Consider the following 22185-nt stretch of genomic DNA (forward strand, 5'->3'; position numbering starts at 1 on the left):
ATCACATCGTAGAACCTAATATAAAGGTTGTTGTGGTATCATCTCAAACAATATCCGGTGGCAGCGTAGAGCCTTCCATTCCTTCAGAGAATTTTAAGGCGGAGGCAGAAAAAAGCGTAGATAAAATTAAATGTAAAAATGACAGTTTAATATTTAACGGTGAAACCATCATGTCTCCTTCCGTAAAAGAGGAAAAGACAGATGAACCAAAAGACATACCATCTGGATTAGTGCATGTTGGAGAAAATGTTTTATTTAAATCTAATATAGTAATACCGGGTATAAAAGCCAATGGTGATTATGATTCATCGGCTGCAGTATCCTACAAGCCTATTGTAGAATTTAATCCGGAAGAAGTAGAAACTATATACGAGGTAGATTACGTAAACAATGTTGTTGTACATACCCCTACCGTATGTGATGCTCAGATAGAAAATAAATATAAAGACAATCAGATGATAAATCCGGATAGAGTAAGAGCAGCTTTAGTATTAGACAGGCCGTTTTATGTTACTTTACCAACCACCGGCACACATAGATTTATAAAGGGTTATCAGTATAGAGACTATGGAAAGTATATAGCTGAAAGAGAAGTAAAGTTCCCATTTGATGTGTACCGCGGTTCTTCTGTTAACGGAACGTTTGTACCGAAAAGTACTTGGACAAGTGTAGGAGAAAACACGTTATTTTATTTACCTACCTGGGTAACAGAAGGAAAGTATAAAATAGACTTTAGAAGTACTGCTATTAATACATATACCAATTCAGGGATCAATAAAACAGAGACACTGGCCAACCAACAATTAAATAATTATGTTGCAACTGATACCGTAGATGCTGAAGTGTCAGGGAGAATCTATGGTTTATATCTCTATGATATTTCGGATTATCCAATGTGGAAAGATGTTTTTAGAAAGCCTAATTCATTAACACTAACCGGATTTCGATATACTGTAGGAACTAAGGATCAAAACGGTGACAGCAATGGGCAGAATTCAAAATATACATTATCACTTATTAATGGCTCCCATCCGGTTTATATGAATGTAGGTGTAGTAAAAACAGGCTATGTAACAAGATTTTCCTTGAAAACGGTTGGAAATATGTATGGAGAGAATGATTATATTATGATTAAGCCCACTTTCTACTATGTAGATAGCAAAGGGAAGAAACGACAGGAAGTAGATCTATATTACTCAGAAACCTTTAATGGAAAGTATAATGCTATGGTTAAGGTGGGGAGTAGTTTAGATTTAAAGAATAAGAAATCCATTTATACCAATGACAAGTATTTAAGCATATCAGAAACGGCTTTAAAACAAACTGCTTTCTTTGAAGGAGTGTCTCTTAAAACCTGGAAAGCACAGAAAAGGAATGTTTTTACTTTTGCTAATATCATGATTCCTAAAAGTCTTAGAACATTTGTAGGTTATGCTGCCAACATTCCAACTACAGTAACAGAAGCAATGGTGGCAAAGAGTGTGCAAAATTGGTATGGAGAATATTATTTACCAAGTGAAGTACATGTGGTATCAAAAGGCTTTGACATTTTAGCCCATATTAAGAAAAAAGGACCTATTAACTATAAAGAAGATTTTTGGTTAAAGGATGGATTTATTATAGTCAATTTCGATATAGAAACCATACAGAATGGCAAAAGGCACTTAAGTTATATCAATGTAGATAATGCAGCTCAGGGCTACTGTAATATGTGGAAAAGAGAAGGCTATCAGTATGAAAAGACAGATTATAAAGGCAACATATTTCATTTTATAGATGGAGATTATATTATGTATTATACGGATAAATCTGCCGCAAAAGATTATATATCTTCTGGAACACATTAACTAAACTTTCTTTATATCTTCTAAACAATCTTCTAAGTATGTCCATTTTTTATTTACACTCCCAATATAAAAATATATTCAATAAAAGTAAAAATATGCCTTAAGTTACTCTTAATCTTTATGACGAAATGCTTAAGATTGAGAATAAATGTAAAAACTACTTCCAAATTTACCAAATATTTGCTATAATTAACATAAGCAATCAGATACTGGGTGATTTTCTCTCCTTTAAAAGGGGTGATGGTTTATGACAACATATGAAGAGTTAATGCTAATCATTAGTTTTACGGGACTTATATTTGTTATATTAAACTATAAGGACAAAGGAATACGTAAGCAAAAAAGATAATCATTTACCGACGAAGTTCTGATTACTTTTTAAGTTTTTACACTTGATAACTAATTCCCCAGTACTGATTGCTTTTCAAATTATAGCATGTAATACATTTTATGTCATCTGGTTACAAATGTGAATGATTTATAAAGAAAATATTAAATACTAGTTGCTTATCTTTTCTAAAATTTTCAAATGACTCTAAAGTAATTATATAGCGCATATGGCTGGAATATACTAAATAACAAATATGTAAATAGCTAAATAAGTAAATAACCAATCTAAATAAGTAAATAAGCAATCTAAATAAGTTAAATAAGCAATCTAAATAAGTTAAATAAGCAATATAAATAAGTTAAATAAGCAATATAAATAAGTTAAATAAGCAATCTAAATAAGTTAAATAAGCAATCTAAATAAGTTAAATAACTAATCTAAATTAGTCAAATAAGCAATCTAAATTAGTTAAATAATCCAATCCAAATAACTAATTTAGACCAATCCATATATTGAGAATACAAAAACTGTTGGAAATATATGTTCCTATTCCCAACAGTTGTCATAGCTTGAGCACTATATGTTTCTATTATTTATTTTTCGTTATAGAATAATATTATTCATTTTTGATGAATAAAAACAATAATTTATACAATTTCTTCTTCGGCAGCTTCAGTTTCCGGAGTAATCTGAACATGTATCTTATCAATTCGATTCTTTTCCACAGACTGTATTGTATATACTACATTCTGAACTGTTATGGTTTCACCAACCTCAGGAAGATGATCTAATAAAAATATTAAATGACCCGCAATAGAATCATAATCATCAGATTCTATATCTACGTGAAAGGCTTCATTGATATCATCTAATTTTGTATTACCATCCACGATATATTCATTTTCACCAATACATTTTATACAATCTTCTTCATCAAAATCGTATTCATCACGAATTTCTCCAACGATTTCTTCCAGCAAATCTTCTAAAGTAATAAGTCCGGCTGTGGAGCCATATTCATCAAGAACAATGGCCATCGGAATGGAGTCTTTACGCATCTCAAGGAATAATTCGGAGGTTTTCTTATACTCATAAGTAAAGTAGGGTTCACGCATAATACTTTGAATAGAAAAGTTTTCTTTCTTACCAGCAAAGAAGAACAAGTCTTTTATGTTAATAATACCGATAATATTATCAATAGATTCATCATACACAGGCATTCTTGTGTATTTGTCAACGGAATAAAGTTCAACTACTTCGTCGTAAGTTAAAGAATCTTCCACTAATACCATATCAATTCTTGGAACCATAACATCTTTTGCAAGAGAATCACCGAAGTCTACAACATTATTAATCATTCTTCGTTCTTCGCTTTCAATAACCCCTTCTTCATGACTTACGTCAACAATGGATCTTAATTCATCCTCTGTGATAGTGGATACTTTTTCACCGGGGTTTATATGAATTAATAAAAGAATTCCTTGGGATATTTTATCCAGAATAAAAATCAAAGGCGTAAGTAATTTGATTAAGAAAATAATTACTTTTACATAGCGAAAGGATAATTTCTCCGAATGTATGGTGGCTATAAATTTTGGTGTCATTTCACAAAATATTAATATAAATAATGCTAAAATGCAGATTACTATAATGACACCTATACTATTAAAACGATTTATGGCGAATGCAGTGGCAATTGAAACGGCAGACAAATTGACAAGTGTGTTGCCAATTAATATTGCACTTAACATCTTTGATGGATTCTCAACCAGCTTATTTATGAGTTTAGCTTTCTTGTTATTTTCCTCTGCCAGGCTCCGGATTCTTAATTTATTTACCGTTGTAAATGTTGTTTCTGCTGATGAGAAAAAAGCGGATAGTAGCAATAGTATACCAATTATAATCAGTTGCGTGACTTCACTCGAGTCCAAAGTATCATCTCCTAATTCTGAATGGATGGCAATAAAACAATTTATGATTTATAATTATGAATCATAATACGTATATGTTAAAAAACAAATTGACTTTCTTCTCAGTCATGTTACAATGTGTGTATGTGAAAATTACACTCGTAACTGTTAGATTGCCACTTGGTTAAAAGTATTTCATGTAATATTATAATACAAGTATTATAATATTACATGAAATACTTGGAAATGTCAAGGAATAAGCAGTAGGACTGATGGGAACAAGCTGTGAAATAGTACACTTAAAAATCGAATTTCCGTCATTTGACTATTGAAAATAATAGTGATTGAGAGTAAAATAGAAACGAAGTTGAAAAATTGACGAACTATACCGTTTTATTGAGTTATGAATGTATACTTTATATTGGCTTTTCTTTGTGTAAACATAGTCGTTGTAATGTATTATTAAAAACAGCATAATATTTTTCGTTAATTTTAACAAGCTAAAATAAATCACTTAATAAGAATAAGACATTTCTATGTTTATAATATAAATAGCGAAATGTATTTCTGGATATAATTATGTTAATGTGCCGAGTATAGTTCACTCATTTACGTAGTAAGGTGATTTGTTTATTGATATTGAAAATGAATATTAATTTCGGATAGAATAAGGCTTATGCCAAGATGGATATTTTACTGGAATTCGGGGGTATTATGAGAAAAAAATCACATATTTCTTTAGCTAGTTATTTAATGAAAAGCGTGGATACAGAGGAATTAATGAATCATAAAAAGGCTTTCTATATCGGTAGTATTCTACCAGATTGCGTACCGTCTTTTGTAACCAGAAGACATACTATAGATGAAACTTTCGATTTATTGAAAGAAGAAATAATTAAAATAACAGATGATTATGATGTGAATAAAGGTATAACTGGGTATTATTGCAGACATCTTGGGGTAATCACGCATTACATAGCAGATTATTTTACATTTCCCCACAATAGGATATTTACAGGTAATATGAGAGAACATTGCAGTTATGAAAAAGAATTAAAATTTGCACTAAAGTCCTATGTAAATAGTGAAGCTGTGCAGCTTATTCATGATAGAAAAGAGAGATTCAAAACTGTAGATGAAATCTGTAATTTTATTAAAGAGATGCATGCGGAATATTTAAAAGCTATAAAAGAAATAAAAATGGACTGTATGTATATTGTGAAGTTGTGCCAGCGAGTAGTTGAAGCAATATTGATGATTTTTAAAATAGGTTTTGCTTCAAACAATTTAATGCAGCCTAATGCTATTTAGGCTTTTTGTGGGAAATAAAGTAAGGCATTGAGACCGTTTCAAAGTCTGTTAACTCAAAAAACGGACATAAAATTTTAGTAGTTATTTATGGGCAAGACCATTTTTTCTGTGGTTCTTGCCCATGTTTGTATTATAAAACTGTTTTTGGGGTTGTCAAGTAAATCTCCCCTTCGACAGTCTTAATACTTTAATTATAGAACCTAAAAAATAGGTACTACATCAGACAACAAAATGCAGTACCTACTTCATTTCCATATGGCAGGGGAGATATTTTAGAAATTCCGTTAGCCATAATTAAATAGCTTATTAATTAGATAACCTAACTATTACATATCATCCTCACTACGATCAATCTGCATAATTTGTCTCTTGCGGGCAAATTCATCGCTATCCAGATATTCATCGTAGGTTGAGATTTTGTCAATTAATCCGTTTGGTGTTAATTCCATAATACGGTTTGCAATGGTTTGTATAAACTGGTGATCCTGTGAAGTAAATAATAAAACACCGGAGAATTTAATTAATCCATTATTAAGGGCGGTTATGGATTCCATATCTAAGTGGTTAGTAGGTTCGTCCATTACTAATGCATTAGCACCTACAATCATCATCTTAGATAGCATAACTCTAACTCTTTCTCCACCGGATAGTACATTTACTTTCTTTACGCCTTCCTCACCAGCAAATAACATTCTGCCAAGGAATCCACGTACATAAGTTACATCCTTTTCAGGGGAGTAGGGCATTAACCAATCTACGATTATTTCGTCGCCGGAGAATTCCTTTGTGTTATCTTTCGGGAAATAAGAGGTTGTGGTTGTTACACCCCATTTATAAGTTCCTTCATCCGGTTCCATTTCTCCTGCCAGAATTTTAAATAATGTAGTGGTTGCTAAAGTATCAGGACCTACAAAAGCAATTTTATCTTCACGGTTGACAGTAAATGTGATATTATCCAGTATCTTTACACCGTCAATTGTTTTGGAAAGGTTTGTAACAGTAAGAACCTCATTTCCAATTTCACGATTTGGTCTAAAGTCAATGTATGGATACTTTCTGCTGGAAGGTCTGATTTCATCCAGTTCGATTTTCTCCAAGGCTCTTTTACGGGAAGTAGCCTGTTTAGATTTAGAAGCATTGGCACTAAACCTTTGGATAAATTCCTGAAGTTCTTTGATCTTATCTTCTTTCTTCTTGTTGGCTTCCTTCATTTGTTTAATCATTAACTGGCTGGATTCATACCAGAAGTCATAGTTACCTGCATAAAGCTGTATCTTGGCATAGTCAATATCTGCAATATGGGTACATACTTTATTTAAGAAGTATCTGTCATGGGATACTACGATAACGGTATTATCAAAGTTAATCAAGAATTCTTCTAACCAGCGGATGGCTTCCAGATCCAAGTGGTTAGTAGGCTCGTCCAGAAGAAGAACATCGGGATTTCCGAATAATGCTTGTGCAAGAAGAACTTTCACCTTTTCACTACCATTTAATTCACTCATTTGTTTGTAATGAAGACCTGTATCAATTCCAAGACCATTTAGTAAAGTGGCAGCATCGGATTCCGCTTCCCAACCATTTAAAGTTGCAAACTCGGCTTCCAGTTCACTGGCTTTGATTCCGTCTTGCTCTGTGAAATCCTCTTTTGCATAAATGGCATCTTTTTCTTTCATTATATCGTATAGACGTTGGTTACCCATAATTACAGTATTGAGTACATCATATTGGTCATATTTAAAATGATCCTGCTGCAGGAAGGATAATCTTTGTCCGGGTGTTATAATAATATCACCTTTGGTTGCTTCTATCTGTCCGGATAGAATTTTAAGAAATGTAGATTTACCGGCACCGTTAGCACCGATTAAACCATAACAGTTGCCTTCTGTAAATTTAATATTAACATCCTCAAATAAGGCTCTTTTACCAAGCCTTAAAGTTACGTTACTTGCTTGTATCATGTTTTACCTCTCTATCAAAAATAATCGTTTTAATATTCATATCTATTTTACAGTATATTGTCTTTTTTGCAAGCTAAATTTTGTAATTTAACCTCATAGGCAAATCCCTGCCTGTTTCAGCAGGAATTCAAGCTCCGGCTGAAATGCCACGTAGTGGTAATAAGGTTATGAGCAAGTAGCGTAAGCGGATTGCGAATATCCGCTTTGATCGCATGAAAGTTAGCTTTATTACTGGATGTGCTATGAAATTTCATACGTTGACATTTATAGGCAACTAGAATACAATGAAATTACTATAAAAGACGATATTTATTATAGTTTAGAAGGAGACTTCCATGGCAATGAGCCCTGTACGGAAAATGGCTTTGAAAGCCTTATCCTACCCTCAGTTAGATGTGAAGAAAAATTATAAAATACATCGAAAGGTAGTGGTAGCTTCTCATCCATTTTTTAAACCGCTTTATAATTCACTGGATCAAAAGATTATATTAGAAAACCATGAAATCCCTGTTCGGATTTTTAAGCCCAAAAAAGCAGAAGGTTTTAAAGTGTTGCTTTTCTTTCATGGAGGTGGCTGGGTAACCGGCAATATAGACAGTTATACTAATGTATGTGCTAATATGGCAAACCAAACCGGATATGTAGTTGTTTCTGTGGATTACAGGCTGGCACCGGAGCATCCCTTTCCTTCCGGATTATTGGATTGCTATTATGTTGCGGAAAAATTATATAAGAATCTACAGTTTTTCCCACGTAAGCCGGAGGAGATAGTTTTAATTGGCGATAGCGCAGGAGCTAATTTGGCTGCAGTGGTATCCTTAATGGCTAGAGATAAAGGTGAGTTCTTACCAGGCAAGCAGATCCTATTGTATCCTGCCACTAATAATTATCATGATTCCAGATCCCAGTTTCCGTCTATATTGGAGAATGGAACAGATTATATCATGACTTCCAAACGAATTCAGGACTATATGGATTTATACATCAGTAAGGAAGAAGATAAATTTAATCCTTATGTCGCTCCTCTTTTGGAGAAAGATTTAAGCAATCAGCCAAAAACCTTAATTATTACGGCAGAGTATGATCCTTTAAGAGATGAGGGAGAAGCTTACGGTATGAGGTTAAAGGAATGGGGCAACGATGTAACTGTAAACAGGATCAAGGATGCCCTTCATGGGTTTCTTACGCTGCCAAAACAAGCTGCCTATATTAGTGCCTGTTATGAAATTATAAATGGATTTTTAAAAAATAAGTAGTAGATGTATTTTTAGTTTTGTTAAATTAAAGGAGACTTCAGATGAAACGTGGTAAAAGGGTAGAGTGGACCAGACTTGATAATGCTGCAAAAATATTTCCACCGACCAGTAATGACAAAGATACGAAAGTATTTCGATTTGTTTGTGAATTACAGGAGGAAGTAAGCCCTGATATTCTTCAGATGGCTTTAGATGAAACAATCGAGAACTTTCCTTTATATAAATCCGTACTTCGAAAAGGAGTATTTTGGTACTATTTTGAAACCAGTAATATACATCCCACTGTAGAATTGGAATCTACACCTATCTGTGATCGTATTTATTTTGAAGGTCAGCGAAATTTGTTGTTTCGGGTTTTATATTATAAAAACAGAATCAATGTGGAAATATTTCATGCTCTTTCCGATGGAACAGGAGCATTATGGTTTGTAAAAACTCTGGTATATTATTATTTAATGAAAAAATATAAGGATATCTTAGGTGATAAAAAATTTAAGCTGGATTATGATGCTTCTTTAAGCCAGAAGATGGACGACAGCTTTTTAAAGCACTATACCAAGAGAAAGCTTCCCAAAAGGGAGAAGCATCCGAAAGCCTATCACATACATGAAACCAGAAGAGAGGAAAACCGTTATAAGTTAGTGGAAGGGACTATGTCCGTAAAGGAAGTATTAGAAGCGGCACATGAATATAATACTACTTTAACTGTTTATTTAACGGCATTATTTATATATTCCATCTGTAAAGGTATGCCGGCCAGAAGAAAGAATCGGCCAGTAGTTTTATCTGTTCCGGTTAATTTGAGGAATTATTTTGAGTCGGAATCGGCCAGAAACTTTTTTGGTACCATCAATGTTGGATTTCATTTTGGAAAAAATAAGATCAGCCTTAATGAGGTTATTGAAAGTGTCAGTGAGAGTTTTAAGCGGGAATTGGAGGAAGAAAGATTATTAGTTCATCTGAATCGCCTGGCCTCCTTAGAACAAAACGGATTAATTCGAATTGTTCCTTTGCCCTTAAAGGATATGGCTCTTAAAATTGCCAATCAAGTAGCAGAAAGTGGCATTACTTCTTCTATCTCCAATATTGGAAAGATTACTGTGGCAGAAGAATTAAAACCCTTTATCAATCAGTTTTCTGTATTTACAAGTGCAAGGAGACCTCAGATTGCTATTTGTTCCTATGAAGATAAATTGGTAGTTAGCTTTACTTCACCTTATAATGAAACTGATATTCAGAAAACATTCTTTCAAACCCTTTCTCATAAAGGCATAGATGTAAAGGTTGTAACAAACCTATAATGAACGTAGTATAGAACAGAATCTGTCCAGTGGCGGAAACTGCAATACTATTAGAATCGGATGATCAGTCTGAATTTATTTTATATAGTTTGAACCATGACCTTAGGTGGAGGAATTGGACTTGAGAGGAGGAAAGAATATGCAATATTGTGAACATTGTAAAGTTTATTTACGTGGTAATAGAAAAAAGTGTCCTTTGTGTCAGAATTCACTAATGATGAATGGAAATGATAGTGAAGAAGTATTCCCGGAGATACCGGTAACTTATCATAATAACGTTATTTTCAGAATGTTAATATTTCTATCTATCAGCATAATCGTTATGAGTTTTGCAGTGAATGCCATGTTTCCAACGGAAGTTAACTGGTCCATGCTGGTTATTTCAGGTATTTTGTGTATGTGGATTAGCCTTGGAGTTGTTATTAAGAAAAGAAATAACATTCCCAAAAGCATTGTATGGCAGGTTGCTATTATTTCAATATTAGCAGTGGTATGGGACTGGCGTACTGGCTGGAAAGGATGGTCGATTGATTTTGTTATTCCCATTGCCTGTGTAGTAGCTATGATTGTAATGTATGTTACAGCGAAGATTATGCACTTAAGTGTTAGAAATTTTCTTATATATATGTTAATGGATGGAATCTTTGGTATCATTCCTTTTGCATTTTTATTATTAAATATTTTAAATTATCGATATCCTTCCATTATTTGTACCACAGTCAGCATCATATCTTTATCAGCAATTATTATATTTGAAGGTGAGAATATAAAAGAAGAGCTGAATAAAAGAATGCATCTGTAACTGCAAACGTGAAAAAATAAGAAGAAAGGATCAATTTGCCTAATGATGAATCCTAAATCAATTTTATCAAAAGGAATGCCTATATCTCTAGGCGTTACCGGGCTTATAAATGGAATAAACTTTGCTGTATCCATACCCAATGAAGAAGAATGCATATTGAAATTATTCCGCAAAGAAACTGGTGATATAGCGGCATCTTTTCTTCTTTCTTCTGAACATAAAACAGGAAATGTATTCTCCTGCATTCTGTCTGAACCAATGATGAAAAAGAATCAAAAATTAAAAGGATTGAATCATTTGTTTGAAAAACCCTATGAATATACTTATAGTTATGAAGTAAAAGGCATAGAACTTATGGATCCTTATGCAAAATTAGTTTATGGCAGAGAAACCTACGGAGAAGAAAATTTAAGCTATAGACACAAATTAAGAGGTGGCTTACTTCCTGAGGAATATCTTTGGGAGGAGGAGAAACCTCTGCATATTCCATATTCACAATTACTTATCTATAAGTTACATGTGAGAGGTTTTACCAAGCACCCATCTTCCAAAGTTAAAAACCCCGGAACCTTTCAAGGAATAGCAGAGAAGATTCCATATTTTAAACAACTGGGAATTAACAGTATTCAGCTTATGCCAATATATGAATACAATGAAAATATACCCTCAAAAGGAATCGGAAAACAAGGAAGTAAAATAAATTATTGGGGTTATAGCGAAGATAATTTCTATTTTGCCCCTAAAGCTTCTTATGCAGCAGATCCTTTACAAGCAGATATAGAATTAAAAGCAATGATTAAGAAGCTTCATGAAGAAAAGATAGAAGTAATTATGGAGATATATTTTCCTCATGGGACAAATCACATTTTAATACTGGATTGCTTAAAATATTGGGTTATGGAATATCACATAGATGGTTTTTGCTTAATGGGTGAAGTAGTTCCCGGAACAACCATAGCAATGGAACCCTTACTTGGCAGAACCAAATTGTTTACAACAGTATGGGATAAGGAGCAGGTCTACAGCAGAGGATTTGTACCTGCTTATAAGAACCTGGCAGAATATAACGATGGGTATTCCGTTGATATAAAGGGATTTTTAAGAGGAGATGAATCTAAGGTTTCCTCTTTTGCTTCACATTTTAAATACAACCCAGATAAATGGGGTGTTATTAATTATATTACCAATCATAATGGCTTTACTTTAATGGATTTGTATTCTTATGATGTAAAACATAATGAAGCAAATGGTGAACACAACCGTGACGGTTTGGATTACAACTACAGCTGGAATTGCGGTAAGGAAGGAACCACAAAGGATAAAAAAATATTAAGTTTAAGAAGAAAACAAATACGCAATGCCTTTACGATCCTTTTATTAAGTCAAGGTTCGCCGCTTATATTAGCCGGGGATGAATTTGGTAATTCACAACTGGGCAATAACAATCCTTATTGCCAGGACAATGAGATTTCCTGGTTAAATTGGGATGACTTAAATACCAATAAAGACATTTTTGATTTTGTTAGATTCCTTATATCCATTCGAAAAAATCATCCTATACTGCATATGGAGTATCCGTTAAAAAGCATGGATTACATTTCCAGCGGTTATCCTGACCTGTCGTATCATGGAACAAAGGCCTGGTATCCGGATTATTCTTTTTATAGCAGAATGTTGGGAATTATGCTGGCGGGACAATACGTTAAGGTAAATTCCGCAGAAAATGATGTTAACTTTTATATAGCATGTAATATGCATTGGGAGGAGCATACTTTTGATTTACCCGGTCTTCCTAAGAATATGAAGTGGTATGTATTGTTTAATACATCAGAAAAGTTGGAGACAATTTATTCTTCATCAGTAGATGACAAAACAGCTGATAAGGCAGATATTGAACCAGCACTTTGCAGCAATCAAAAGGAATATATGGTGAAAGAAAGATCGATAGTTGTATTAATTGGGAAATAGCAATATAAAATAAATAAAGATATAACGGGAGAAGTAGGATTATATGAATGGATTGAGTTTAAAACTAATTGCAATGTTTACCATGCTGATTGACCACATAACAGCTCAATTAATACCCAGTGGAACACCTTTTGAATTCATTGGAAGAAGTATCGGCAGGCTTGCATTCCCTATCTTTTGCTTTTTGCTGGTGGAGGGCTTCCTACATACCAGGAGTGTTAAAAAATATTTAATCCGACTTGGAGTTTTTGCCCTTCTGTCAGAAATACCTTTTGATTTAGCGTTTGTAAGAGGGAAAACTTTCGCAGAGAATTTAGAGGGTCAAAATATTTACTTTACTTTATGTATAGGCCTATTTGTAATATTTCTTATCCAAATAGTTGAAAATAAATATAGATACAGCAGCACAATCACTGTTATTTTAACTAGTATTATTACTTTGATGGGATGTCAATTGGCCGAGTTTTTAAGAACGGACTATGGTGCAATAGGCATATTGATGATTGTATGTTTCTATTTATTCCGTAATAATAAATGGATCCTATTGGTGACAATCTTTTTTGTAAATCAATCTTTTTACTCCATTCAGGGATTTGCTACGCTCTCTTTGTTATTTATATGGCTTTATAATGGAGAAAGAGGACCTAAACTTAACAAATATATATTTTATGCTTTTTATCCGGTGCATATACTTGTGTTGTATTGGATTAGTACGGTAATATAATTGAATATGTCATTCCGAACAAATTCGTCTGATGGCGGGTATAATCCAAAGTCTTAATAGGTATCAGACAAAGATAAGTTCAGAATGACATCATGAAAGAAGGAATTACATTTCTGTATCGTGAGGGCTAATACCTCTGCTTTCAGCTACTTTATCATATAAATCCAGTACGCAGTGTTCATCCTCATCAAAATGTTTACAATTTAAGCAGGATACGGAATTTTCATCACTTACTCTATCCGTAAATGAGCTTTTACCAGATGATTTTTCATAGCCGCTGCAATTTGTTGCAACATCTTCATAAGCTTTATAACTTGCTCTCATAAGGTTTCTCCTTTCCCATGAGAATAATCATGGAGATTATCATAATAATTGTAATTTGAGTTTAAGAAGCTGCCGGTTAAGTCTTCGGCTGATACGGAATTCTTATCCGGAAAATAATAAGAAGTCGGTTCATCGAAGTCTACAACACCATTTTTACTTGGGAAGCGATAGTAGCTTCTCTTGGAATGATCAAAATACATGATAAATATCCCTCCTTGATGTCAAATATCTTATTGCATGATCTTAGGATACGATGGTGCATCCATCTGACAGCGTTCTATGCAATAATGGTTAATGCATAAATAAAAGTGCATACGATGCATTGGAACCAGGGTGATATCATGCTATACTAGTTTTTGCAAAACGGAGGGAAATATACATGATATCTTTAAAAATAATTGATGTGAAAGACTTTATGTCTAAATTTTTAATATCCAATGTTTTTGACAATTTTTTGTTAACTGAATTAGATATAAGTACCTTTACTCATTTTCACATTGATGGAAGATTAAATAAAGAGTTCTATTCTAACGATGAGTTAGAGATATTAGGTGAAAGAAAATACCCCAAATGGAGTGAAATAAAGCCTTTTGCATTTAGCATAATAAAGGGCAGCAAGCTGCCAATATTTATAAAAACAGTATTTGCATTATCATCTGAAAATATTGAAAAAGTAATTCAAAAATCAGGTATCCAGATGAAGGAAGAAGAGATAAATGGATTGTTTATAAATATAAAATATGAAAAAGAAAACCTCTATATTATTACAGGAACTTCCATAAAAACTTTTACTTTAGATAAAACCTTAGATCAAGTATGGGACGGATATGTGAAAGATTTCCTAAGGCATTATGAAATTGCGGTGGAAGATGCTTAAATGCAATTAGAAAAGCTATCCACAAAAGAAAAATTATATATGGAATATGAGATATATTCATAGATTACTAGCACTCTCTTTTGTTGAGTGCTAATTTTCCCTTGACAAATAAAAATTACCGTATTAATATTATTACTAACGAGGAAAGAGTGAAGGAGAAAAATAACCCTCACATATGGAAGAACTCCAACATAAGTATCTATTGAACTTCTTCGTCTATTATTTGAGATATGCCGCAAAGCGACATCATGTTTGAAAGAATTTTATTCTTTCAACGACTTTAAAAAGAACATAGTATATTAAAAAAATTTCAACATAAAAGGAGCGATTTACATGAACAAGGAACAAGGTAGTTTGTCAATTAATTCAGAGAATATATTTCCTATTATAAAAAAATGGCTATATTCCGATCATGATATTTTTATTAGAGAGTTAATATCAAATGGCAGTGATGCGATTACTAAATTAAAAAAATTAGAATTAATGGGAGAGACAACACTTCCAGAGGAAAATAAGTTCAGAATTGATGTGATTGTTAATCCGGAAGAAAAGACACTAAAATTTATTGACAATGGTGTCGGCATGACTGCTGAGGAAGTAAAAGAATACATTAATCAGATCGCATTCTCCGGTGCAGCGGATTTCTTAAATAAGTACAAAGACAAAGCCAACGAAGATCAAATTATCGGACATTTTGGTTTGGGTTTTTATTCTGCATTTATGGTTGCTGACAAAGTTACCATTGATACCCTATCCTGGCAGGAAGGTGCGGAAAGTGTTCATTGGGAGTCAGAAGGCGGTACTGAATTCACAATGACTCAGGGATCACGAGATACAAGAGGAACAGAGATCACTTTGTATCTGAATGAAGAAAGCTATGAATTCTCTAACGAATACCGAGCGAAAGAGATAATAAGTAAATATTGTTCCTTTATGCCGGTAGAAATATATTTTAAAAATGCCAATGCGCCGGAAGAATTTGAAGAAGTAGAAGATACTGACGCAGAGGAAAAGGCAGCAGATGATGATAATATTATTGACGCAGAAGTAAAAGAAGATGGCAAGGCAGTTGATAAAGAAAGTCAGGATGATAAAGAGGAGAAACCAACAAAGAAGGTTCCAAAGAAACCGGAACCTATTAACAACACAACTCCTTTGTGGATGAAACATCCAAATGATTGTACCGAAGAAGAATACAAAGAATTTTATCGTAATGTATTCCATGACTATAAAGAACCATTATTTTGGATTCACTTAAATATGGATTATCCTTTTAACTTAAAAGGTATTTTGTATTTCCCTAAAATTAATACGGAATATGATTCTTTGGAGGGAACCATTAAACTGTATTGCAACCAAGTGTTTATAGCAGATAATATTAAAGAAGTTATTCCGGAATTCTTAATGTTATTAAAAGGTGCCATTGATTGTCCGGATCTGCCGTTGAACGTATCCAGAAGTGCTTTACAAAACGATGGATTTGTTAAAAAAATCTCTGATTATATTACCAAGAAGGTTGCAGACAAGCTTTCCGGTATGTATAAAGTGGAAAAAGAAAGCTACGAAAAATTCTGGGATGACATCAGTCCATTTATTAAATTTGGCTGCTTAAAAGATGATAAATTCAGAGAAAAGATGAAAGATTTTATAATCTTTAAGAATTTAGAAGGCAAATATATAACTTTACCTGAGTATGTAAATGCAAGTGAGAAAGCAGATACAAAGGAAACTGCCGAAGAAAATACCCAGGAAAAGTCAGTAGAAACTTCCTCTAAAGAAGTTGAAAATGCAGAAGAAGCACCAGAAGCTTCTGATAAAAAAGAAGATGAAGAAAAACATGTTATATATTACGTTACCAATGAACAGCAGCAGAGCCAGTACATTAATATGTTTAAAGAAGAAGGTATTGATGCACTTATCTTAACACATAATATTGACCAACCATTCATTACTCAATTGGAACAACATGAAATAACATATCGTTTCCAAAGAATTGATGCTGATATTACGGATAGTTTTAAAGAAGATAATGATGAAGAAGCACTAAAATCACAACATGATAAATTGTCTGAACTATTCCGAAAAGTTTTGAATAAAGACAAACTTGAAGTGAAAGTCATGAAATTGAAAAATGAAAAAGTTTCCTCTATGATTACTCTTTCAGAAGAAGGAAGAAGAATGCAGGAAATGATGAAAATGTATAATATGTACGGAATGAATCCTGACATGTTTGGCAATGATGAAACTTTAGTTTTAAATGCAAACAATAAATTAGTGCAATACATTTTTGAAAATGAAGACAGCCAAAACGTACCTATGATTTGTGAACAACTGTATGACTTGGCTATGCTAAGCCACAAACCATTAGATGGAGAGGCTATGACCAAATTTATAGCACGAAGCAATGATATCATGATACTTTTGACAAAATAGGAATAACCTATCTTTGACACAGCTTACTGCCACATAAATTACTGATGCATACTTTGCCAAAGTAGATTTTAACTATGTTGTGGACATAAGGGATGTTGTATATTTAATTTAAAAAGCCAGAAGAGAATTCAGATGGTTTATAAAATTTAAATATGCAGCATCTCTTTTATTTCATCTCTTTGTTAAACTTTGAGATTAGTACATACCTATTATAGAAACCGTTATTTTTTGAAATAAGGCACTCAATAATTATAAAAAAAGTCTTTTCAAATGTAATAATTTGTGCTATGATTAGTAGTAATAAAAACCATATAACATAGTGAGAAAGTAAATGCCATATAGTTAATGTTTCTAATATATGGGACTTTGTTAAAAATTTGGAGAAAAAAACTATAATATGGGATACTATACTTTAGAATTTAGTGGAATAATTGTTATATAGATATTAGGAGGAATAGGTTATGGCATATAAAATTATAGGAGACAGCTGTACTGATTTAACAGAAGATATGAAGAAGGAAATGAAGGTTCAATTAGTACCTTTATCTATACAGCTAGATGGAGAAACTATTTATGATGATGCTGATTTTGATCAAGAGGATTTCTTGAAAAAGTTAGAGAAGAGTCCTAACTGTCCTAAATCATCCTGCCCATCACCGGATACTTATATGAAGCTGTATGATGGGGAAGAGGATGTATATGTGGTTACTCTTTCTTCAAGTCTAAGCGGTTCATATAATAGTGCTTTACTTGCTAAAAGGCTATATTTAGAAGAACATCCTGATAAGAACATTGCAGTATTTGATTCCAGAAGTGCGTCTGTAGGGCAGACATTAATTGTTAAAAAGATTTATGAATATGGGGAAGAAGGAAAAAGTTTTGAAGAAATCGTTCAATTAGTGGAACAATACAGGGATGAACTGAATACTAAATTTGTACTTGAGAATTTAGATACTTTGCGTAAGAATGGAAGATTGACCAGTCTGCAGGCCATACTGGTAAGTGCTTTGAATATAAAGCCAGTAATGGGGGCAACACCGGAAGGAACTATTAACAAATTAGGTCAGGCAAGAGGTATTCTAAAGGCATTGAGTTTAATGGCAAAACTTATTGAAGAAGATGCGGGAAGTGTTATTAATAAAACGCTAGGCATAGCTCACTGCAACAATTTAGAAAGAGCAATCTATGTTAAAGATGAAATATTAAAAAGATTACCATTTAAAGACTGGCTGATTGTTAATACAGCCGGAATCAGCACTATGTATGCCAATAATGGAGGAGTAATTGTCAGTTATTAGTTCAGAATAAAATAACTAGAAGAAATTACAGAAAGGAACTGTTTGCTAAGGTGAATAGTTCCTTATTTTTGTTAATTTTTTTTTATTTTCAGACATATATATTAGTAAATAGAAAATCGAAGGTTTTAATATGACTGACAATGAAAGATTTAAAATAACCAGTAATGACTATGCAGATCTAATTATAGATACTGATCAGCCTATTCCGATAGATATTCCATATTCTATAAATAGGATAAACAATCAATATGCAACAATCTTTATACCAGTTTCCAATATGACTTATAATAGTGTATATAAATTTTCATATGAAGCAATTCCTAAATGCTATGGTCTGCTTTCATCAGGTAAAATGGAAATGCAGAAAAGTACTGCCCTTAGTATGTTACAAGCGAACAATCTTCACGGTGAGGGGGTATTGATCGGCATGATTGATACCGGAATTGATTATACGAATCCATTATTTATAGATGAGAACAATTCAAGCAGAATCGTCTCTATATGGGATCAAACGATAGAAACCGGCAATTATCCCAGTAATCTATTTTATGGCACTGAGTACAGAAGGGAACAGATTAATAATGCACTATTAAGTGAAGATCCCCATTCTGTTGTACCCAGTGTAGATGAAATTGGACACGGAACTATGCTGGCAGGAATTGCAGGAGGTTATGATCCTAACAATCCGGATTTTACTGGTGTGGCAACTTCCGCTGAATTTGCTGTTGTAAAATTAAAACCTGCAAAGGCCTATCTGAAAGAATTCTTTTGCATACCGGAATCTGCTGTATGTTATCAGGAAAATGATATTATGATGGCTATAACATATTTGTTGCAGGTTTCCATTAATTTAAAAAGACCAATGGTAATATGTTTAGGACTGGGGACATCTCAGGGAGCCCATATGGGATTATGCATTTTATGTGATTATTTAACAGATGTAAATGAAGCTATTGGATATTCAGTGGTAGTAGGGGCCGGAAATGAAGGAAATTCAGATCATCATTTTTTTGGAATAGTGGATCCGCAGGTTGGTTACCAGATAGTAGAGCTTAATGTGGCTCCAGGCGAGCATGGATTTTCTATGGAACTTTGGGGTGATTCTCCAAGTATATTTGGAGCGGATATTATTGCACCGGACGGTACATTTGTAGCCCGAATACCTGCCACAATATTGAAACAGGATACCCTTCGCCTGGAATATGGTGAGACGGTTATATTTGTAGATAATGAAGTAAGAGTACCTAGAATAGGAGATAGCTTTTTGCTATTACGCTTTTGTAATCCCCAGCAAGGTGTTTGGCAGTTGCGTGTATTTGAAGAAGGTTTTTTAAACATGAACTACCACATATGGCTTCCGATTGAAAAATTTACATCAGGAGAAACCTACTTTTTACTTTCAAATCCTTACACCACTTTATCAGCTCCAGCTAATGTAGAATGGGTTTTTGCAGTAACAGCTTATAATCCTGTGGATTTAACCATATACCCAAACTCAAGCAGAGGATTTACTAAGGTTAGTCTTGTTAAACCAAATGCAGCAGCCCCTGGTCAGAACATCTATGCACCCAGCGTGGATGGGACGTTTGTAAATGCATCCGGTACGGGAATAGCGGCAGCATATGCAACAGGAACAGTTGCACAACTTCTTGAATGGGGAATTGTAAGAGGAAATCATCTTACAATGAATGGAATTGACGTAAACAGATTGTTAATCAGAGGAGCAATCAGGGATCCTAATCTGACTTATCCAAATGAGATATGGGGATATGGTATACTGGACTTAGATGGTGCACTGGAAACGGCAGTTCTTGCAGCACCGGTGGAACGTTACTAAATGAATTAAAAGCCTATCTATTAATAGACTATTTAAAAATCCTAATGTTGTTTTTAAATAGTCTATAATAAATAGGCTTTCAGTATTTTAATAATAAAAATTATTTACATTCTATTTGCATATTTTTTTTCTAAAATAGCTAATAACTGATAGAGAGAGGTTGCCATAATACAAAGTATAACAATGGACATTATGACCCAATCCAATTTAAATACTTGACTGCCATAAATAATCAGATATCCCAGTCCGGCTTTTGCTGCCAAGAACTCTCCAATAATAACACCTACCAGAGACAATCCGATATTAACCTTCATAATGCTGATCAGAGTAGGAATATTACTTGGAATAATAACTTTCAGCAGTATATCTTTCTTGCTGCCTCCTAATGTTCGGATTAATTTGATTTTATCTTCTTCTACATTGGAAAAGCTGGTGTATAAACTAATAATGGTTCCAAATACCGCCACAGATATTGCGGCTACAATAATGGTTTTGACGTTATTTCCAAGCCATACAATAAAAACCGGTGCCAATGCTGACTTAGGAAGGCTGTTTAGTACAACAAGATAGGGCTCTAATACTTTTGCAATACTGTCATTCCACCACAATAAAGTTGCAGCCAGAAAGCCAATGATAATAACTAAAGCAAAACTGACGAAAGTCTCCATTAAAGTAATACCCATATGATAAAATATACTTCCGTCAGAAGTCATATCCAGAAATGTTTTTACAACTCTTGAGGGACTGCTGAAGATAAAAGAGTTAAGTATTTTTGCCCGAGTTGTTAATTCCCATAATGCAATAAACGAAGTGATAATGAGTATCTGATAGATTCGTATGATACGCATTTTCTTCATGTGCTTTTTTACAAAGGCCTGGTGGGAAGCGGAAATAGCCAGTTCAGTAGAATTTATTTTGTTTTTATTCTTCCTCATTTCTATTTAGCTCCTTCCATATTAAATTAAAGTAATCCCTGAATTCAGGAGCACTTCTTGAACGAAAAGGAGTTTTGTCTTCTACAGTTAAGTTTATGGGAATAACACGTTTTACGGTTCCCGGACGAAGACTTAAAACTATAATTCGGTCCGCCATGGAAACCGCTTCCGATATATCATGTGTAATCAATATAGCGGTTTTCTTTTCTTTGCGTATAATACTCCAAATATCATCCGATACTTCAATTCTGGTTTGATAATCTAAAGCAGAAAATGGTTCATCCAAGAGCAAAATATCAGGTTCTAATAATAAAGTACGGATTAAAGCAGCTCTTTGTCTCATACCTCCGGAAAGTTCAGATGGTTTTGCATTTTTAAAAGTGATTAACCCATAAGTAGTTAACATGTCATTAATCAACAAATAACTCTGATCTGTCAGTTTATGTTGAATCTCCAGACCTAAAGTAAGGTTTTTAAGAGTAGAACGCCATTCTAACAAATGATCCTTTTGCAGCATGTAACCAATATTTTTCCCAGATGATTTAATATCTTTACCATTTATATAGATATCCCCGCTGTCAGGAGCAATAAGTCCGGCAATCAGCGATAGAAGGGTCGATTTTCCACATCCGCTAGGTCCCACAATAGCAAGAAATTCGCCTTCATTTACATAAAACGAAACATCGTCCAAAGCGGGAGTTTCACTCTCGAGATTATGGTAGTTATAACTAACGTGGTCAATTCTTAAAAATTCGCCCATATATTCCTCCATATTTAGTTATATAGTATTATATGAAGGCAAAATTGTTAGGTTACTTTCCTGAAAATATAAACACATTCGTTATATTTATAAAAATAATAAAAATTAAGTAAAATATTAATAAAAAAATTATAAGATAATAGTAGATTAATAGTGTTAAATCGGTTAAAATATAGCTATAAGTTCTGAATTCTTGAATTTTGTCATAAAGACGGTCTAATATAATTTTATAGGATAGTGTTATTACAAAAGAATAGTACCTATTTTTTGAGATGCCTGAAATCAACATCATGTTTGGAAATCTGAAAAA

General features: G+C 33.3%; 18 protein-coding genes. 12 read left to right on the forward strand and 6 right to left on the reverse strand.

The window, feature by feature from the left end; translation table 11 throughout:
- Window positions 1-1847, forward strand: a 1847-nt coding sequence (locus tag RT261_RS14080) for a DUF5704 domain-containing protein (RefSeq protein WP_313133390.1), incomplete at its 5' end; no start/stop codon positions are given.
- A gap of 247 nt (window positions 1848-2094) precedes the next feature.
- Window positions 2095-2196, forward strand: coding sequence for a putative holin-like toxin (locus RT261_RS21170; protein WP_442871778.1), 102 nt, complete (start codon window positions 2095-2097; stop codon window positions 2194-2196).
- Between the two features lie 629 nt (window positions 2197-2825).
- On the opposite strand, the gene RT261_RS14085 is transcribed toward RT261_RS21170, so the two are convergent.
- Window positions 2826-4109 (reverse strand): HlyC/CorC family transporter, encoded by a 1284-nt coding sequence (locus RT261_RS14085; RefSeq protein ID WP_313133391.1) that lies wholly within the window; start codon window positions 4107-4109, stop codon window positions 2826-2828.
- A gap of 693 nt (window positions 4110-4802) precedes the next feature.
- Here RT261_RS14085 and RT261_RS14090 point away from each other — a divergent pair.
- Complete coding sequence (locus RT261_RS14090; protein ID WP_313133393.1) at window positions 4803-5399, forward strand: zinc dependent phospholipase C family protein; 597 nt, start codon at window positions 4803-4805, stop codon at window positions 5397-5399.
- Between the two features lie 326 nt (window positions 5400-5725).
- On the opposite strand, the gene RT261_RS14095 is transcribed toward RT261_RS14090, so the two are convergent.
- The gene (locus RT261_RS14095; RefSeq protein WP_313133394.1) at window positions 5726-7360 is read right to left on the reverse strand and encodes an ABC-F family ATP-binding cassette domain-containing protein; all 1635 of its coding nucleotides are present in this window, start codon (window positions 7358-7360) and stop codon (window positions 5726-5728) included.
- A gap of 335 nt (window positions 7361-7695) precedes the next feature.
- Between RT261_RS14095 and RT261_RS14100 the strand changes: the two genes are divergently transcribed.
- The 5 genes from RT261_RS14100 (at window position 7696) to RT261_RS14120 (ending at window position 13411) form a co-directional block, all read left to right on the forward strand.
- Window positions 7696-8616, forward strand: coding sequence for an alpha/beta hydrolase (locus RT261_RS14100; RefSeq protein ID WP_331665487.1), 921 nt, complete (start codon window positions 7696-7698; stop codon window positions 8614-8616).
- Window positions 8617-8657: 41 nt separating this feature from the next.
- Window positions 8658-9917 carry a hypothetical protein gene (locus RT261_RS14105; protein WP_313133396.1) on the forward strand — a complete coding sequence of 420 codons (1260 nt, stop codon included), beginning with the start codon at window positions 8658-8660 and terminating at the stop codon, window positions 9915-9917.
- Between the two features lie 139 nt (window positions 9918-10056).
- Window positions 10057-10719, forward strand: a complete 663-nt coding sequence (locus RT261_RS14110) for a DUF6320 domain-containing protein (RefSeq protein ID WP_313133397.1) — start codon at window positions 10057-10059, stop codon at window positions 10717-10719.
- A 45-nt stretch (window positions 10720-10764) separates the two neighbouring features.
- Window positions 10765-12687, forward strand: coding sequence for an alpha-amylase family glycosyl hydrolase (locus RT261_RS14115; protein ID WP_313133398.1), 1923 nt, complete (start codon window positions 10765-10767; stop codon window positions 12685-12687).
- A gap of 43 nt (window positions 12688-12730) precedes the next feature.
- Window positions 12731-13411 carry a TraX family protein gene (locus tag RT261_RS14120; RefSeq protein ID WP_313133399.1) on the forward strand — a complete coding sequence of 227 codons (681 nt, stop codon included), beginning with the start codon at window positions 12731-12733 and terminating at the stop codon, window positions 13409-13411.
- 105 nt (window positions 13412-13516) lie between these two features.
- Here the strand turns inward: RT261_RS14120 and RT261_RS14125 are convergent, their stop codons facing one another.
- Both RT261_RS14125 and RT261_RS14130 read right to left on the reverse strand, forming a co-directional pair.
- A complete protein-coding gene (locus RT261_RS14125) occupies window positions 13517-13735 on the reverse strand; it encodes a hypothetical protein (RefSeq protein ID WP_313133401.1) in 219 nt (72 codons plus the stop codon).
- On the reverse strand, window positions 13732-13935 hold the full coding sequence (locus RT261_RS14130; protein WP_313133402.1) for a hypothetical protein: 204 nt from the start codon (window positions 13933-13935) through the stop codon (window positions 13732-13734). Before RT261_RS14130 ends, RT261_RS14125 begins: the two co-directional genes overlap by 4 nt.
- Window positions 13936-14114: 179 nt before the next feature.
- Between RT261_RS14130 and RT261_RS14135 the strand changes: the two genes are divergently transcribed.
- The 4 genes from RT261_RS14135 to RT261_RS14150 all read left to right on the forward strand — a co-directional run bounded on the left by RT261_RS14135 (window position 14115) and on the right by RT261_RS14150 (window position 20180).
- Window positions 14115-14612 (forward strand): DUF5721 family protein, encoded by a 498-nt coding sequence (locus RT261_RS14135; RefSeq protein WP_313133404.1) that lies wholly within the window; start codon window positions 14115-14117, stop codon window positions 14610-14612.
- Between the two features lie 333 nt (window positions 14613-14945).
- The gene (htpG, locus tag RT261_RS14140) at window positions 14946-17045 is read left to right on the forward strand and encodes a molecular chaperone HtpG (RefSeq protein WP_313133406.1); all 2100 of its coding nucleotides are present in this window, start codon (window positions 14946-14948) and stop codon (window positions 17043-17045) included.
- Window positions 17046-17506: 461 nt separating this feature from the next.
- A complete protein-coding gene (locus tag RT261_RS14145) occupies window positions 17507-18343 on the forward strand; it encodes a DegV family protein (protein WP_313133407.1) in 837 nt (278 codons plus the stop codon).
- A 130-nt stretch (window positions 18344-18473) separates the two neighbouring features.
- The gene (locus RT261_RS14150) at window positions 18474-20180 is read left to right on the forward strand and encodes a S8 family peptidase (RefSeq protein ID WP_313133408.1); all 1707 of its coding nucleotides are present in this window, start codon (window positions 18474-18476) and stop codon (window positions 20178-20180) included.
- 104 nt (window positions 20181-20284) lie between these two features.
- Here the strand turns inward: RT261_RS14150 and RT261_RS14155 are convergent, their stop codons facing one another.
- Together RT261_RS14155 and RT261_RS14160 are read right to left on the reverse strand one after the other, a co-directional pair.
- Window positions 20285-21115, reverse strand: coding sequence for an ABC transporter permease (locus RT261_RS14155; RefSeq protein ID WP_313133410.1), 831 nt, complete (start codon window positions 21113-21115; stop codon window positions 20285-20287).
- Entirely contained in the window at window positions 21102-21875 is a 774-nt protein-coding gene (locus tag RT261_RS14160; RefSeq protein WP_313133411.1) for an ABC transporter ATP-binding protein, read from the reverse strand. The genes RT261_RS14155 and RT261_RS14160 overlap by 14 nt, the downstream gene beginning before the upstream one ends.
- Window positions 21876-22185 lie beyond the last annotated feature (310 nt).

This window comes from Anaerocolumna sp., assembly GCF_032079385.1.
In the GTDB taxonomy this organism is placed as follows: domain Bacteria; phylum Bacillota; class Clostridia; order Lachnospirales; family Lachnospiraceae; genus Anaerocolumna.

Bases quoted from the DNA above. Each gene is read 5' to 3' on its own strand.
- RT261_RS14110 (WP_313133397.1), top strand. From the start codon at position 10,057: ATGCAATATTGTGAACATTGTAAAGTTTATTTACGTGGTAATAGAAAA.
- RT261_RS14130 (WP_313133402.1), bottom strand. From the start codon at position 13,935: ATGTATTTTGATCATTCCAAGAGAAGCTACTATCGCTTCCCAAGTAAA.
- RT261_RS14135 (WP_313133404.1), top strand. From the start codon at position 14,115: ATGATATCTTTAAAAATAATTGATGTGAAAGACTTTATGTCTAAATTT.
- RT261_RS14150 (WP_313133408.1), top strand. From the start codon at position 18,474: ATGACTGACAATGAAAGATTTAAAATAACCAGTAATGACTATGCAGAT.
- RT261_RS14155 (WP_313133410.1), bottom strand. From the start codon at position 21,115: ATGAGGAAGAATAAAAACAAAATAAATTCTACTGAACTGGCTATTTCC.
- htpG (WP_313133406.1), top strand. From the start codon at position 14,946: ATGAACAAGGAACAAGGTAGTTTGTCAATTAATTCAGAGAATATATTT.
- RT261_RS14095 (WP_313133394.1), bottom strand. From the start codon at position 7,360: ATGATACAAGCAAGTAACGTAACTTTAAGGCTTGGTAAAAGAGCCTTA.
- RT261_RS14160 (WP_313133411.1), bottom strand. From the start codon at position 21,875: ATGGGCGAATTTTTAAGAATTGACCACGTTAGTTATAACTACCATAAT.
- RT261_RS14120 (WP_313133399.1), top strand. From the start codon at position 12,731: ATGAATGGATTGAGTTTAAAACTAATTGCAATGTTTACCATGCTGATT.
- RT261_RS21170 (WP_442871778.1), top strand. From the start codon at position 2,095: ATGACAACATATGAAGAGTTAATGCTAATCATTAGTTTTACGGGACTT.
- RT261_RS14145 (WP_313133407.1), top strand. From the start codon at position 17,507: ATGGCATATAAAATTATAGGAGACAGCTGTACTGATTTAACAGAAGAT.
- RT261_RS14125 (WP_313133401.1), bottom strand. From the start codon at position 13,735: ATGAGAGCAAGTTATAAAGCTTATGAAGATGTTGCAACAAATTGCAGC.
- RT261_RS14100 (WP_331665487.1), top strand. From the start codon at position 7,696: ATGGCAATGAGCCCTGTACGGAAAATGGCTTTGAAAGCCTTATCCTAC.
- RT261_RS14090 (WP_313133393.1), top strand. From the start codon at position 4,803: ATGAGAAAAAAATCACATATTTCTTTAGCTAGTTATTTAATGAAAAGC.
- RT261_RS14115 (WP_313133398.1), top strand. From the start codon at position 10,765: ATGAATCCTAAATCAATTTTATCAAAAGGAATGCCTATATCTCTAGGC.
- RT261_RS14105 (WP_313133396.1), top strand. From the start codon at position 8,658: ATGAAACGTGGTAAAAGGGTAGAGTGGACCAGACTTGATAATGCTGCA.